Raw genomic sequence first — 14685 nt, 5'->3', positions numbered from 1 at the left:
CTCTCAGCCGTGCCGATTCCACCGGTGCCGATTCCACCCGTTCCGGTCCACCCGTTCCGGAAGGCCCCGGCCTTTCCGGCGAACGACCATACGGAGGGCTCGCGGGTCCCCTGTGCGCGGACCGCGGGGCCCTCCGCGTGGCTCGCTACGGACGTGCGTCACCTCGCACGCGAGGTGTCAGCAGCACCCGCTGAGCGTGTCGGTGCACAGCGACGTGCGCGAGGTCTCGCAGCCGCCGTTGTTCGTCGCGGCGGCGGAGCTGGTCGAGCCCTCCGCGTAACCGACGCGCAGGTCGAGGGAGAATTCGTCTTCCAGCAGGTCTTCGCTCATTATTGTTCCCTCCGTTTAAGGGGCCGCACGGGATTCTCCGGGGCGACGCCGATTGTGAACGCCGGATTTCCCGGAGGTTCTTGGAACGTAGTGGAGCCCCTCGATAACCGTCAACTACCCCGCCTCGCTCACTTCTTGGAGAACGCGGAGGGGAGGCAGGAATACACGGGAAAGCTGCCCCGTGTGCATATCTGCCTTGTCCGGAATCAGAGTGATTGGTGCGGGAAATTGCCAACGAACGGGGATCAGGAGGTCCCGGACGCCGCCGGGCGCGAGCCCAGCCCGTACTGCGCGGCCTGCGCCTCGAACATGCCTCGGTACAGCCCGTCGCCGCGCTCCATGAGCCGCTCGTGGGCCCCGTGTTCGGCGACGTGGCCGCGGTCCAGGACGTAGATGTGGTCGGCGGAGGCGGTCGCGGCGAGCCGGTGGGTGACCAGCACGACCGCGACGCCGCTGTCGGCCAGGGTCCGCAGCCGGTCGAACGCCTCGATCTCGGCGTGCGGATCGAGCGCCGAGGTCGGCTCGTCGACCAGCAGGAACGGCGCGCCCCGGTAGAGGCTGCGCGCCGTGCCCAGCTTCTGCCACTGGCCGCCGGAGAGCTGGACGCCGCGCTCGTACCCCTTGAGGACGATGGAGTTCCAGCCGTGCGGCAGCCCTTCGATGAGCGCCGCCACGTCGGCGCCGCGGGCCGCCTCCTCGACGCGGGCCATGTCGCGCGGGCGGTCGCCCGCGCCGACGGCGATGTTCGCCGCCGCCGTCATCTGCCAGTTCGGGAAGTCCTGCGTCAGCATCCCGACGGAACGGAACACGTCGGCGCGCACGGCCTCCCGCACCTCTACGCGTTCTCCATCCGCCCCCACCCACCACACGCCGCCGCCGCCGGGCAGCAGCAGCCCGCCGAGGATCTTGGCCAGGGTGGACTTCCCGGAGCCGTTCGCCCCGACGAGCGCGGTCACCTCGCCCCGCCGTACGGTCACGTCCACGCGGTGCAGCGCGGGCACCGTCGCGCCCGGGTAGGTGAACGAGACGTCCCGCACCTGGATCTCCCGTACGGGCGAGGGCAGCGGCTCGCCGGTGCGCGGGATGGCGTGCCGGGCCGCCAGCCGGGTGGCCACCTCGGTGTCGTTGAGCTGGAGCATCTCCTCGTACATGCGGTTGACCTGCTGCACCAGCGAGGTGAGGCGCCCGGTGGAGGTGCGGATGGCGACGACGGCCGTGCCGCCCACCGCCATCGGGAGGCCGCCGCTGGTCAGCAGCCACCACAGCACCCCGTAACAGCCCAGCGAGGCCAGGCCGGAGAACGCGCCGGCGACCAGGTCGGTACGGGCCTGGGCGCGGGCCAGGCGTCGCTGCTCGGTCTCCATCAGACCGGACATCTCCTCGTACCCGCGCAGCAGCAGCGAGCCCGCCGCGTGCGCCCGTATCTCGCCCGCGGCGTGCGGCATCGTCAGGTACTGGAGCAGGGTGGCGACGGCCCGGCGGTGGTCCACCCAGTGCCGCCGCGAGATGTACTCGCGGCGTGCCGAGCGCACCGCGCCCCACCCCTTGGGCAGCGCGATGGCCAGCAGCATCGGCAGCAGCGACCAGTGCAGCGAGGCCAGCACGAGGGCCGCGGCGACCATGCCGATCACGACGTTGGCGACGCCCACGGAGAGGGTGAGCATGCGCCGCGCCGAGTCCGTGCCGAACCTGCCCGCCTCCAGGTGGCGTTGGATGTCGGGCCGCTCGGTCGCCGCCAGCTCCACGCCGGTGACCGCGCGGTAGTAGCGCAACGAGACGGCCCGTTCGACCTGGGGCTCCAGCCGCCCGGACATCGCCGTCGACCAGGCCATCAGCAGGGCCGTACCGACGGCGACGACGGCGAGCAGGACGAGCGCGGGGAGGGAGTCCCGCAGCTTGTCGCCGGTCGGGCCGTTCGCGAACAGGCTCGCGAGCACGCCGTTGACCGCCACGAGCCCGAACGCGGCCGTCAGCCCCTGGCCGATCTGCGCCAGGACGACGCCGGTCAGCGCGCGGGGGTCGGTCTCCCAGCCGGCCCGCATGACGACGCCGACCATGCGGGGCAGCGCGGCGGCCATCTGCGTGAAGCGCATCCGCGCCACCGCGCCCTCGTGCTCGACGAACGCGTCGTCCCAGCGCAGCCGCCCGCCGAACAGCTCCCGCTCCACGGCCGAGACGCCGTCCGCGTCCGGGGCGTCGGGGGCATCCGGGGTGTCGGACGGGCCGGACTGGCCGGACTGGCCGGACGGGCCTACGGCCTTCTCGCGGGCACGACGTGGGGTCACAGAGGCCTCCGGTTCGGTGCGTCAGGGGAGCCGCTCGGGCGAGGGATCACCGTACTCACGCACCGGGAACCGGAGAGGGCGGGGGCCTCGGGAACCGCCCTGAATTACGTCGCGAGCCATGAATGCGAGGCCTTGACCGGAGGTTGCGAATTCCCGCAGTGCAGAAACATGAAGCAGAATCCGGGCATGCGCGTCAAGAATGCCGGGGAGCGCGCTCACCCGGAATAGTCGCGGGCCCTCGCGGAATACGCGCGTTCCCCCGCGCTCGGCGCCGCGTTCGCGAGACGGCGGTGCGTACGGCGCAGCATCAGCCGGACCATGAGGGGGTGGAAGCGCCGCACCAGCGCGAAGTAGAGCCTGCCGCCCACATGGTGCGTACGGACGACCGTGCCGAGGGTGACATGGCCGTCCGCGACCAGGATCGAGGCGCGGAAGTCGAGATGGGGGGCGTCCTTGCCGAGCAGGATCTCGCCGCCCTCGCGGCCGAGGACGGGGAACGCACCGCGCAGCACGCCCTGCCACGCCTCCGGACTCTCCGGCATGCCCGGCAGGATCTCCATGCGCCAGGCGTCCTGGAAGTCGGTGTGCGCGAAGGCGGCACGGGCGAGGCGTGCCCCGGCGGGGAGTTCGACGGCGCGGGCCCGGGGCCAGGTCAGCCGGTTGGCCAGCCGCACGCGGAACGGCTCGCGCACGGGAGTGCCGGAGACGGCGCCGGTGGCCGCCCGCTCGATGTTGTCGAACAGCTCCTCGACGACCGCGCCGTGCACCGTCTTGACGAGCGTTTCCCAGAGCAGCCGTTCGGCGGCGCCGAACCGCTGCTCCAGCACGTGCTCCACCTCGCACCGCTCCGGGCCCAGCTCCCGTACCCGTATCTCGTGATAGCCGCTCGGGCCCGGCTCGAAGTCGAAGCGGATGCGGCGGCCCGGCTCGTAGGCGCTCACGCGGTAGCGCACCGGGCCGTGGCCGCCGTCCGCGCCCACGCCCAGCGGGCGGTCGAAGCGCATCGGGGACCACCGCGGGGTGGGGAAGAGGGGATCGTCGTCGCCGCCGAGCCGGTCGATCAGGGCTCCGACCGTGTCGAGGGGAGCCCGGACGACGCGGGTGTGGACATCACGAACCTGACCCTTGGCCATGGAGACCTCCATACGGGTGCGTATGTTTTCCATACGGTACCGTATGGTCATGGCATCCGGCTCCTCCCCCTCCCCCCGCCCCTTCCCCCGTCGCTCCCCCTCCGCGCGCCGGCGGCTGACCGCGCGGGACTGGGCCGCCGAGGCCCTGAAGGCCCTGGGCGAGGGAGGCGGCCTCGCGGCCCTGTCCGTCGAGGCGCTGGCCACCCGCCTGGGCGCCACGAAGGGCAGCTTCTACTGGCACTTCGCCAACCGCGACGCCCTGATCGAGGCCGCCCTCGTCCGCTGGGAACAGCTCGGCACCGAGGCCGTGATCGCCGACCTGGAGACGGAGCCGGACCCGGAGAAGCGGCTCCGCACCCTGCTGCTGCGGGCCACCGAAGCGGCCGCCGAGGACTCCCTGGAGCTGTCCCTGCTCGCGCACGCGGACCACCCCGCCGTGGCCGCCGTCCTCGCCCGGGTGACCGAGCGCCGCGTCGGCTACGTCACCGCGCTCTTCGCGGAGCTGGGCTTCACCGCCCCCGAGGCGGAACGCCGGGGCCTCCTCTCCTACTCGGCCTTCCTCGGCCACGCCCAACTGGGCCACGCGGTCCCCACGTCCCTGCCGACCGGCCCCGCGCGCGCCCGCTATCTCGACGCGGTGATCGACACGATGCTCAAGCGGTAGCGAGCGCGGCGGCCCGCCGGTTACCGGGGCCCGCCGGTTACCGGGGCGCGGCGCGTGGCGCGGGCGCGGCGCGGGCGCGCAGGGCCCCGTCGCCGCGCCGCGAGGGCGCGCGATCCCCGACGCCCGGGAGGGCACACGCGCCACCGTGCCGCGGCGCGGCACGGAGCTGAACGGCGCCTCCACGGGGGTGTTTCGGGCAGCGCCGAAACACCTGGAGGCGGTGGCCGGGGGCGGCGAGCATGGCGCCGGCGGTGACGCGTGCCTCCGGGGGGGAAGGCTCGTGCGCCGCCCGGGTGGGGGCGACCGGAGGGGGACGCATGCGGCGGATGCGGCGGACGCGGGCGGTTCAGGGGGAACGCGGGGTGCGTACGGCGGCGACCAGGGGGCGTCGCCGCACGCATCTCACGGGCCCGTGGCCGACGGGGACGGGCCTCCCCGGGAGTTGACACGGTGTCGGACGTGTCGGATGTGTCGGAGCGGGCGGGAGCGGTGGGGGCCATGGAGGCCACGGATGCCGCGGGGCCCCCGGGGGCCCGGCCACGGGTGATCGGGCCGTATCTGATCGTCGGCCCGCTCGGCGAAGGCGGCATGGGCGCGGTCCATCTCGGCCGGGACGCACGAGGGCGGGCCGCCGCCGTGAAGGTGCTGCGGCCGGGGCTCGTAGGGGACCCGGAGATGCTGCGCCGCTTCCGGCGGGAGGCGGACACGGCGTCGGCCGTACGCGGACCCGGCGTCGCGGCCGTACTGGAGCACCGGCTCGACGGCGCGACGCCCTGGATCGCCACGGAGTATCTCGCGGGGCCCACCCTGCACGCCGCGCTGCGGGTCACGGGCCCGTTCGCCGAGCCCGCGCTGCGCGCGCTCGGCGCCGCGCTCGCCACCGGCCTGACGACCGTCCACGCGGCGGGGCTCGTCCACCGCGACCTCAAGCCCGGCAACATCGTGCTGACCCGCGAAGGGCCGCGCATCATCGACTTCGGGATCGCCCGGCCCGAGTACGGGCTGACGCTCACCGCGCCCGGCAGCGTCGCCGCGACCCCCGGCTACGCCCCGCCCGAGCAGGTACGGGGCCGGCGCACCGGCCCCGCGGGCGACGTCTTCGCGCTCGGCGCCGTCCTCGCGTTCGCCGCCACGGGACGCCCGCTGTACGGCGGGGGCCACCCGGCGTCCGTCCACTACCGGGTCGTCTACGAGGAGCCCCGGCTGGAGGGCGTGCCCGGCCCGTTGAGGGACCTCGTACGGGCCTGCCTCGCCCATGAACCGGCGGCGCGGCCACGCCCGGCCGCGCTCGTCGAGGCCTGGGCGGAGGGGGACGGGCCCGGGTTCGCGGTGCCGCCCTGGCACACGGGCGCGCTGGCGGCGGAGATCGCACGCCAGGAGAGCGACGCCGCCGGACGGCTGGCCGCCGCGGAGCCGTTGCCGCCCGCCGACACCGGAGCCGGGACCGGGACCGGGACCGGAGCCGACACCGGAACCGGCGTTGGCCTTGACGGTGGGCCCCGGTCCACGCGCCGTCAGGTGCTCGCGGTGTCCGGCGCGGCGGGTGCCGTCGCCGCGCTCGCGGGCGCGGGCTGGGGCGCCTGGCGGCTGCTGGGCGGCGCGGGCGGCGGCGGTGGCGGTCAGGAGGTCTCCGCCGCGGGCGTGCCCGTCGCCCCGCCGGTGCGCCGACAGGCGGACGGCGCGGCCCCGTCCCCGCTCTGGCAGACCGACGGCCTGCGCGGCGACGGCCCCGGGCCGGTCGTCGTCGGCCGCGTGGTCGCCGCCGCGACCCGGCGCGGCCTGGCCGCCTGGCGGCAGCACACCGGCGAACGGGCCTGGCTCTGGCGCTGGCCCGACGGCGAGGCCCCCGAGGGGCCGGAGAGACCGGACGACGGCGACGCCGAAGCCGTTCCCCCGGCCCTCCTCGGCGCGCCGCCACCCGACGGACCGGCCGGCGCGCCGCTGCTCTGCGCGACCGGCGGCGGGCGCCTCACCGCCCTCGACGCGCGGACGGGCGCGCGCCGTTGGAGCACCGGCGCGGCGGACGCGCGCGAGGTGCTCGCGGTGGGCACGCGGCGCGCGTACGTCCTCGACGGCGAACGCCGCGTCCGCGCGGTCCGGTTGGCGGACGGCAGTCCGCGCTGGCGCGCCGCCCGGCCCGTGGAGGGCGAGGGACGGGTGGCGGCGGCGCTCGCGGGCGGCACCCTCCTCGCCGTCGGCGCGGAGGGCGAGGCCGTGGCGCTGGACACCGGGGACGGGAGGACGCGCTGGCGGCGACGGCTGTGGAACACCGCGGAAGCCCGCCGCGCGGGCCTCCCCCGGGCCGGAACGCTCGCGCCGGCGGCGCTCGACGGCGCGTTCTGCGTGGGCGGCCGCGCGCTCGCCGTGCTCGACGCGCGGGACGGCACCGCGCGGTGGACCAGGCCCGCGCAGGACGTGCTGTGGGGCACGCCCACGGTCGCGGCGGGCCGCGTCCACGTCTCCGGCGGCGACCAGCTCACCTGCTGGGACGCGCGGTCGGGACGCCAGCGCTGGACCGCCGGGCTGCGGCACAACGCCCTCTCCCAGCAGCCCGCCGTCGTCCTCGGACACGCGCTCTACGAGGCGCTGGGCGCGGTGCCCGTCGCGGGCGACGACGAGCGGTTCTCCGACGCGGGCGTCGCCACGGTCGACACCCGCGACGGCTCCCGCGCCTGGACCCTCTCCGACGACCGGCCCGAACCGGGCTGGCACCTGACGGGCGCCGCGGGCCGGGTCTTCGTACGCCGCCGGGGGGTGCTGCGCGCGATGCCGGTGCTGTGACCCTCCGGGGGCGGGAGGCGGGGGCCGCGGCGGCTCAGCAAGCGGTCAGGGAACACAGGGGGGATCGGGCCATGACGACAGGGTTCACGGAAGCGGCACCGGACGAGCGCGGGCCCGGCGTCGCCCACTACCGGCCGCTCGGGCCGCTGACGTCCACCGGCGGTGAGCCGCGCTTCCTGGCCCGCGATCCCGGCACCGGCACCCTGGTCGAGGTGACGCGGGTCGCGGAGGACGGCGGCGGCGCGGCCCTCGCGCGGTCCGTCGAGGCGCTGCGCCGGGCGGCCGGGCCGGGGCTGCCGAGGGTCCTGGACACCGTACGGAGCGGGGAGCAGTGGTGGCTGGTCTGCCCGTACGTGCCCGCGCTCACCTGCGCGGAGGCGGGCGCGCTCATGTACGGCGGGCTGCCCGTGCCGACCGTACGCGCTCTCGGCGGCGTGCTCGACGCGGCGCTCGCCCGGCTGCACGAGTCCGGTACGGCGCACGGCGCGCTGACCGACGACGGCGTGCTGCTGCGCGGCGACGGGCCCTGCCTCACCCGGCCGCGCCCCGAACGCGGCGGCACGCGCGAGGACGACCGTGCCGAACTGGAGCGGCTGCTGGGCCGGTTGGCCTCCGGTCCGCTGGACGGCGCGGCGTCCGTGGCCGGTTCACCCGACCCCTCACCCGTCGCCCTGCCCGCGCGGCTCGTCGGCACGCTCGCCCAGCAGGCCGAACGGGCCCTCGCGCTGGAGGAGGACACCTCACGTCCCGCCCCCGACACCGGGGCAGGGACAGGGACAGGGGCAGGGGCCGAGGGCGGAGCCGGGGCCGGGACCGGGTCCGACGACGGCACCCCCGTCACCGCCGACCACCACCCCGCCCGTAGGTCCGCGCGCAGGCCCGCCCGTACGCCCGCCCGGCGCGCGTTCCTCGCCGGAGCGGTCGGCGTGCTCGCCGGGGCGGGCGGCGTCTCCGGGTGGAGCGCCGCGCGCGGCGGGGAGGGGGGCGGCGGGGCGCGACGGCGCGTGCCGCCCGGCGCCCCTCCCCCGGCCCTGTGGCGGTACGACGGTCCCGCGCCCGGCACCGCGCACCGTCAGGACCAGGTGCTGACCGACGTCGCCGCCGACCGCGTCTATCTCGTCGAACCGCCGTACGTCACCGCGCTGCGGCTCTCCGACGGCCGCCGGATGTGGCGGCGCGACGACACCGGCATCCAGACAGGAGGCCTGCGGCCGCTCGACGGGGACACGCTCGTCGCCGTACGGCGCGGGCGGCTGCTCGGACTCTCGGCGGACAGCGGGCGGCAACTGTGGGACCACCGGCCGAAACTCCCGCCCGGCTGGGGCGAATTGCGGCTCCTCGGGACCGACCGGGACTCGGGCGTCGTCCATCTGATGGCCGACGACCTGGCCCAGGGCCGCGCGGAACCGCCGCCCACCGGGCTGAAGATGCGCGTACTCGCGTACGACACCCGCCGCACCGACGTCCGCTGGGAGCACGGCTTCACCGCGCCCCTGAGGGGGAACGTCGGCTTCGGGCCGCTCGGCGGCGACGGGCTCCTGCTGAGCGTCGGACGGGGCAGCGGGGGCATCGAGCTGACAGGGCTCGCCGCCTCGGACGGCGCACGCACCTGGCGGCACACCCACCGGTGGACGGCCGCCCGGCTCCGCACCCGGGACGCCAACGCCTGGGCCGACGCCGCCTCCCGCCGCCTCTTCTGCTCCGCCGACGGCCACCTCTACGGCACGTCCTTCACCGGCACTGCGGGCCCCCGCTGGAAGACGGACCTGCGGAACGACAAGGAGCACCCGGGCCCGGCGCCGCTGCACATCGCGGGCACCCGCACGCTGCGCGGCGGGCGGCGCGCGCTGGTGGTGACGGACCCGTACCAGACGGTCTACGCGGTCGATCCGCGCGACGGGCGCGAGCTGTGGCGGCATCTGCTGGAGCACGACCGGACGTTCCCGCCCCGCAAGGACGCGCGGGCGCCGGACACGGCGACCAGCTCCGCGTGGCCGGACCGGCCGCTCCTCGTCGGGGGCCGCGAGGGCGTCACGGCGCTGGACTCGCGTACGGGCGCCGCGCTGTGGCGGTTCCGTGCGGCGGAGGAGACCACGGTCTGCTCCACGTTCCCGGCCGGGCCCCTCGTCCTCGTCGCCGCCTCCGGGTCCGTCTACGCGCTGGACGTCCGGCAAGGCCGCGGCCGCGAGGGGGGAGGCGCCCGATGACCGGGGACGCGCGGGCGTACCTGCCGGGCCCGCTGCTCGCGGGGGACCCGGAGAACATCGCGGGGCACGTGCTGCTCGGCCGCCTCGGGGCAGGGGGCAACGGCACCGTGTACCTCGCGCGGACCCCGGGCGGCCGCCTGGTCGCCCTCAAGTCCCCGCACCCGGCCCGGGCGGAGGACCCGTCCGCCTCGGCCCGGTTCCGGCGGGAGACGGAGGCGGTACGCGCCCTCGGAGCCCTGCCCTGCTTCCCGGAGGCCGTGGCGGCGGGCACCGAGGAGGACGGCCCGGGCCCGCCCCGCCCCTGGCTGGCGACGGCCTTCGTACTCGGCCCGTCGCTGGCCGCGGCCGTCCGCGCGCACGGCCCGTGGCCCGAGGAGGCGGTACGCACGCTGGGGCGCCACCTGGCGACCGCGCTGGCGACACTGCACGGCACGGGCCTGGTGCACCGCGACGTGAAACCGTCGAACATCCTCCTGACGCCCGCCGCGCCGCAGATCATCGACGTGGGCGTGGCGGCCCTCGCCGGGGACACCGGGGACACCGGCGGCGTCGAGGGCGCCGGGACCGGGCGGAACGACCACCCCGGCACGCCCGCCTACATGGCCCCGGAGCAGACGGGACCGGGCGGACTCGGCGAAGTCGGCCCCGCGACCGATGTGTTCGCGCTGGGCGCCGTGGTGACGTACGCGGCGACGGGCCGTCCGCCGTACGGCGAGGGCGATCCCGGCGAGGTGCTGTACCGGCTGGCCCACGAGCAGCCCGAGCTGGCCGGGGTGCCCGAGGCGCTGCGGCCCCTCGTCGCCGCCTGCCTCGCACGGGATCCCGCGCGGCGCCCGGCACCCGAGGCGCTGGCCGAACGGCTCGGGGGCGCCGCCTGGTTCGGCGGCGGCCTCCCCGCGCCGGTGCTGGCCGACCTCCAGGCGTCCACGGCACGCGCGGGCACCCTGGGCGTACGCCGTACGGCCGACGGCGAGGGCACGGGCACGGGCCCCGCCACCACCGGCTCCGCCCCCGGGCGCCGCATCGGCCGGCGGCGCGCGCTCGCGGGCGCGGGGGCACTGGCGGTGGGCGGCGCGGCGGGTGCCGCCTGGCTGCTGCGCCCCGCAGGCGCGACCGGCGAGCCCGGCGCCCCCGGTGGCCGCCCGCCGTCCCCGGGCGGCGGCGCGCCCCGCCCCCTGTGGGCGCGGAAGGTCGAACTCTCGCCGTCGGCGGGCCCGTTCGCCGTGCTCGGCGACACCCTCGTGGTGTCCGGCGGCGACGACGCGCTGATCGGGCTGGACGCCCGCCGGGGCACCGTGCGCTGGCGCCGCGCGGTGGGCGCGGGCGGCCAGGCCGTGGCGGGACGGGTCGTACGCGCGGTGCCCTCGCCGGTGACGCGGCTGGCCGTCGTGGAGGCGGCGGACGGCCGCACCTGGTATACGGAGGACCTGGGCGCCGACTTCTCCTGGATGGACGAGGCGGTGTGCGCGGCGGACGGCGACACCGTGTACGCCGTGGGCCACGACTGGGTCGAGCGCCGCGAGCGCGCCCGTGAGCACCCCGTCGAGAAGCTGGACCGCTTCCTCGTCGCGTACGACGTCCGCGCGCGCCGCCGCCGCTGGCGCGTCCGGCTCGGCCCGAGCGACAGCGGCACGGCCGTCGCGGCGGCGGGCTCCGGGGTGCTGGTCCTCCTGGAGGCGGACGCCGTCACCGCCTTCCGGGCCCGCGACGGCTCCCGGGCGTGGCGCCGCGAACTCAGCACGGAGGCGGTCGAGAAGGACGCCGTCTTCAAGGACACCGACCGCGCCGTGACGGTCGCGGACGGCACCGTGGTCGTGACGGGCCGCGGCGTCCTCGTCCTGGAACCGCGCGACGGCCGCACCATATGGAGCCTCGACCCGGAGGAGACCGGCAAGGAGATGCCGGGCAAGCCGCTGTACGGGCGCGCGGCGGTGCACGACGGGTCGGTCCACGTCGTCATCCTCGGCCGCGAGATGTTCGTCACCGAGCGCGACCGGCGCAAGATGCGCTGGCGCTGGCGCACGTCCGAACCGCTCCAGCAGCCGCCGGGCCAGGCACCGTTGGTCACGGAACGCTACGTCTTCCCGCCCACGGACGGCGACACGGCGGTCATCGCCGTCGACCGCCGCACCCACAGGACGGCCTGGACCCTCCCCGCCTCGGGCCCGGGCCTCGACGGCACCCGCCTGACGACGGACACGACGGCCCCTGCCCACATGCTGTACGTCGCCGACACGGAGTCCGTACGGGCACTGCCGCTGGGCGCTCAGGGCTCCGGCGGCGGGTCGTAGAGCAGCACGAGGGCGTACCCCGGCCGCGCCCAGTCGATCGCGTCCCGCCGATGTATTGACCTTCATTCACTCACTCCTCAAGCTGAATGGATCCATGCAACATGGGGGGGCGAGGAAAGGCGGGTCCAGGTATGGCCGATGTGGTGGAGCGGCGTTCGATCGATGTCGTGCCCGACTCCGAGCGCTACGGCACGGCCTTCAGTCAGTTCACGCTCTGGCTGAGCGCCAATCTCCAGATCACCGCCGTCGTCACGGGCGCCCTCGCCGTCGTCTTCGGCGCCGACGTGTTCTGGGGCGTCATCGGGCTCCTGATCGGCAACGTGCTGGGCGGCGCCGTGATGGCCCTGCACTCGGCGCAGGGGCCGCGGCTCGGACTGCCGCAGATGATCTCCAGCCGCGCCCAGTTCGGGGTGCGGGGCGCCGCGGTGCCGCTCGCGCTCGTCATCGTGATGTACATCGGCTTCTTCGCCAGCGGCAGCGTGCTCGCCGGACAGGCCGTCGGCGAGCTGACCCACCTCGGCGACACTCCGGGGATCATCCTCTTCGCCCTGGTCACGGCGGTCGCCGCGGCCGTCGGATATCGCGTGATCCATGCCCTCGGGCGGGTCGCCGGGCTCGTGTGCGCGGTCGCGTTCGTCTATCTGGGCGCCCGGCTGCTGGAGCGCGCCGACGTGTCCGCGCTCCTCGCCGACCGCGCGTTCTCGCTGCCGGTCTTCCTGCTGGCGGTCTCCCTCTCCGCGTCCTGGCAGCTCGCCTTCGGCCCGTACGTCGCGGACTACTCCCGCTATCTGCCGCGCTCGACCTCGGCGCGGGCCACGTTCTGGTGGACGCTGAGCGGTTCGGCGCTCGGCTCGCAGTGGTCCATGACCTTCGGCGCGCTGGCCGCCGCCACGGCGGGACCGGCGTTCACGGGCCACGAGGTGAGCTACGTCGTGGGGCTGGGCGGCGCCGGGGCCATGGCCTCGTTCCTCTACTTCGTGATCGCGCTCGGCAAGCTGACCATCAACGTCCTGAACACGTACGGCGGCTTCATGTCGATGGTCACCGGCGTCAGCGGCTTCCGGGGGCAGCGCGTGCTGGGGCCGCGTGCCCGCGCCGCCTACATCGCCGGGATCATGGTCGCCGGTACGGCGGTCGCGCTGATCGGCAAGGACAGCTTCCTGACCTCGTTCAAGGACTTCCTGCTCTTCCTGCTGACCGCCTTCACCCCGTGGTCGGCCATCAACCTGGTCGACTACTACCTCATCGCCAGGGAGCGCTACGACCTGCCCGCGCTCAGCGACCCGAACGGCCGCTACGGCGCCTGGCGCTGGAAGGCCCTCACCGTCTACGCCGTCGGCCTCGCCGCGCAACTCCCCTTCCTCGCCACCCACTTCTACACCGGGCCCCTGGTCGAGCCGCTCGGCGGCGCGGACGTCTCCTGGCTCGTCGGCCTGGCCGTACCCGCGCTCCTGTACTGGCTCCTGGCCCGCGGCGACGACACCGCGCCGGAACGCACGGTGCTCGTCCCGGGCCAGGTGACGGCCGCCCGCACCGCACCGCGGGAGACCGCCTGATCACGCCGAGGTGCGTGCGTACCGGGGCGTGGTTACGTTTGACCCGGAAGGAGCGTGGTCGGCGTGGCACGGAACCGTCGTCTCATCCTGAGCCCGCCGGACGAGGTCTGGGCGCTGCTGGCCGACGGCCACCGGTACCGGGAGTGGGTGACGGGGACCCGGAGCATCCTGGCCGCCGATCCGCACTGGCCGGAGGTCGGCGCCCGGCTGCGCGTCCGGGTCGGTGCGGGGCCCCTCACGCTCGACGACACCTGCGTCGTCCGCATCTGCGAGCCGGAGCACCGCCTGGAACTGGAGGCGAAGGCGGACCCGTTCGGCGCGGCCCGTATCGCCATGAACCTGGTCCCCTGGGGCGAGGACAGCACCCTCTTCCTGCTCGAATGGCACCCCCTGCGCGGCCCCGGCACCCGGATGCACGGGCTGCCGGTGGACTACCTGATGGCGGTGCGCAACGGCATGATGCTGACCAAGCTCGCCCGGATCGCGGTACGCGAGCACAGCGCCCACCGCGCACGCGGGACACAAGGGGCACCCGGGGCAGCCGGGGCGCACGGGGCACGCGACTGAGCGGCGCTCGCTACGCGGCGGCCCCCGGAGCCAGCGCCTCGGGGTGGAACTGCTCGACGCGGTCGCGCCGGGTGTACATGTCCCAGTAGTGCTCCGCGAGGTCGTCCGGGTCGGCGACCGGGAACCTCGGGCCGTCGGCCGACTCGAAGGCGGCCTGGGCCGCGGCGGACACCTCGCTGCGGGCGATCAGGGACGCGATGGTCAGGGCGCCCGCGTAGACACCCTTGTCCGCCAGCTCGGCGTGGAGGGAATACAGGTAATTCCGGGTGGCGGACATCACCGGGCCCAGGCCGCTGAGGTGGGGCATGGGATGCGCCGCCGAGTACCCCTGGGCCAGCAGGAAGGCGCCGTCACCGCGCTCGGTCCACTCCGGCAGCACGGCCCGGACCACCTCGACCGGGGTGAACAGCAGCAGCGGCGTCAGGGCCTCCAGCGTGGCCGCGTCCAGTTCGGCGGCCGGGGTGAAGCCCTGGTCGCCGCTGATCGGCCCGTACGCGACCACGTCGATCCGGCCGAGGCGGTCGCGGATCGCCTCGACGAGGGCGGGAACCCCGGCGGGCTCGGAAAGATCGGCGGGGAACGCGGCCGCCTCGATGCCCTCACCGGCGAGCACCTCCGCGAGGGCGTCCAGCCGGTCCTTGCGGCGGGCCACCAGCGCGACCCGGAACCCTTCGCGCCCGAAGCGGCGGGCCACGGACACCCCCAGACCGGTACCGGCACCGAAAACAGCGATCACTTTGGACACAGGGCGCACTCCTTGCCGCGTCAGCTTTCCTGACCCTCGGGTCAACTTACGCCCGGACGGTAGCATGCGACTTGACCCGGTGGTCAAGTTAATCTGGTGGGGTGCGGCCATGGGGGCCGCAGATCC

At 75.7% G+C, this 14685-nt stretch carries 10 protein-coding genes; 6 read left to right on the top strand and 4 right to left on the bottom strand.

Annotated features, from left to right (window positions below; translation table 11 throughout):
• Positions 1-177: 177 nt before the first annotated feature.
• The 3 genes from ABD343_RS34585 to ABD343_RS34575 form a co-directional block, all read right to left on the bottom strand.
• The gene (locus tag ABD343_RS34585; RefSeq protein ID WP_344534099.1) at positions 178-330 is read right to left on the bottom strand and encodes a hypothetical protein; all 153 of its coding nucleotides are present in this window, start codon (positions 328-330) and stop codon (positions 178-180) included.
• Between the two features lie 245 nt (positions 331-575).
• Positions 576-2423: an ATP-binding cassette domain-containing protein gene (locus ABD343_RS34580; protein WP_344534132.1), complete on the bottom strand. Its 1848-nt coding sequence runs from the start codon at positions 2421-2423 to the stop codon at positions 576-578.
• A 407-nt stretch (positions 2424-2830) separates the two neighbouring features.
• Positions 2831-3781, bottom strand: coding sequence for a DUF2867 domain-containing protein (locus ABD343_RS34575; RefSeq protein ID WP_344534098.1), 951 nt, complete (start codon positions 3779-3781; stop codon positions 2831-2833).
• A gap of 16 nt (positions 3782-3797) precedes the next feature.
• On the opposite strand from ABD343_RS34575, the gene ABD343_RS34570 reads away from it, so the two are divergent.
• The 6 genes from ABD343_RS34570 to ABD343_RS34545 all read left to right on the top strand — a co-directional run bounded on the left by ABD343_RS34570 (position 3798) and on the right by ABD343_RS34545 (position 13814).
• Positions 3798-4412 carry a TetR/AcrR family transcriptional regulator gene (locus ABD343_RS34570; protein WP_344534097.1) on the top strand — a complete coding sequence of 205 codons (615 nt, stop codon included), beginning with the start codon at positions 3798-3800 and terminating at the stop codon, positions 4410-4412.
• Between the two features lie 459 nt (positions 4413-4871).
• Positions 4872-7193, top strand: coding sequence for a protein kinase domain-containing protein (locus tag ABD343_RS34565; protein WP_344534096.1), 2322 nt, complete (start codon positions 4872-4874; stop codon positions 7191-7193).
• A 71-nt stretch (positions 7194-7264) separates the two neighbouring features.
• The gene (locus ABD343_RS34560; RefSeq protein ID WP_344534095.1) at positions 7265-9400 is read left to right on the top strand and encodes an outer membrane protein assembly factor BamB family protein; all 2136 of its coding nucleotides are present in this window, start codon (positions 7265-7267) and stop codon (positions 9398-9400) included.
• On the top strand, positions 9397-11691 hold the full coding sequence (locus tag ABD343_RS34555; RefSeq protein ID WP_344534094.1) for a protein kinase domain-containing protein: 2295 nt from the start codon (positions 9397-9399) through the stop codon (positions 11689-11691). Before ABD343_RS34560 ends, ABD343_RS34555 begins: the two co-directional genes overlap by 4 nt.
• 131 nt (positions 11692-11822) lie before the next feature.
• Entirely contained in the window at positions 11823-13247 is a 1425-nt protein-coding gene (locus ABD343_RS34550; RefSeq protein ID WP_344534093.1) for a purine-cytosine permease family protein, read from the top strand.
• 63 nt (positions 13248-13310) lie between these two features.
• Positions 13311-13814, top strand: a complete 504-nt coding sequence (locus tag ABD343_RS34545; RefSeq protein ID WP_344534091.1) for an SRPBCC family protein — start codon at positions 13311-13313, stop codon at positions 13812-13814.
• 10 nt (positions 13815-13824) lie between these two features.
• On the opposite strand, the gene ABD343_RS34540 is transcribed toward ABD343_RS34545, so the two are convergent.
• Positions 13825-14559, bottom strand: a complete 735-nt coding sequence (locus ABD343_RS34540; protein ID WP_344534089.1) for an SDR family NAD(P)-dependent oxidoreductase — start codon at positions 14557-14559, stop codon at positions 13825-13827.
• Positions 14560-14685: the final 126 nt, after the last annotated feature.

It is taken from the genome of Streptomyces albiaxialis, from assembly GCF_039530985.1.
Lineage (GTDB): Bacteria > Actinomycetota > Actinomycetes > Streptomycetales > Streptomycetaceae > Streptomyces > Streptomyces albiaxialis.
The sequence above is the reverse complement of the archived record's forward strand: the minus strand, read 5'-3'. Positions and strand labels throughout refer to the sequence as shown.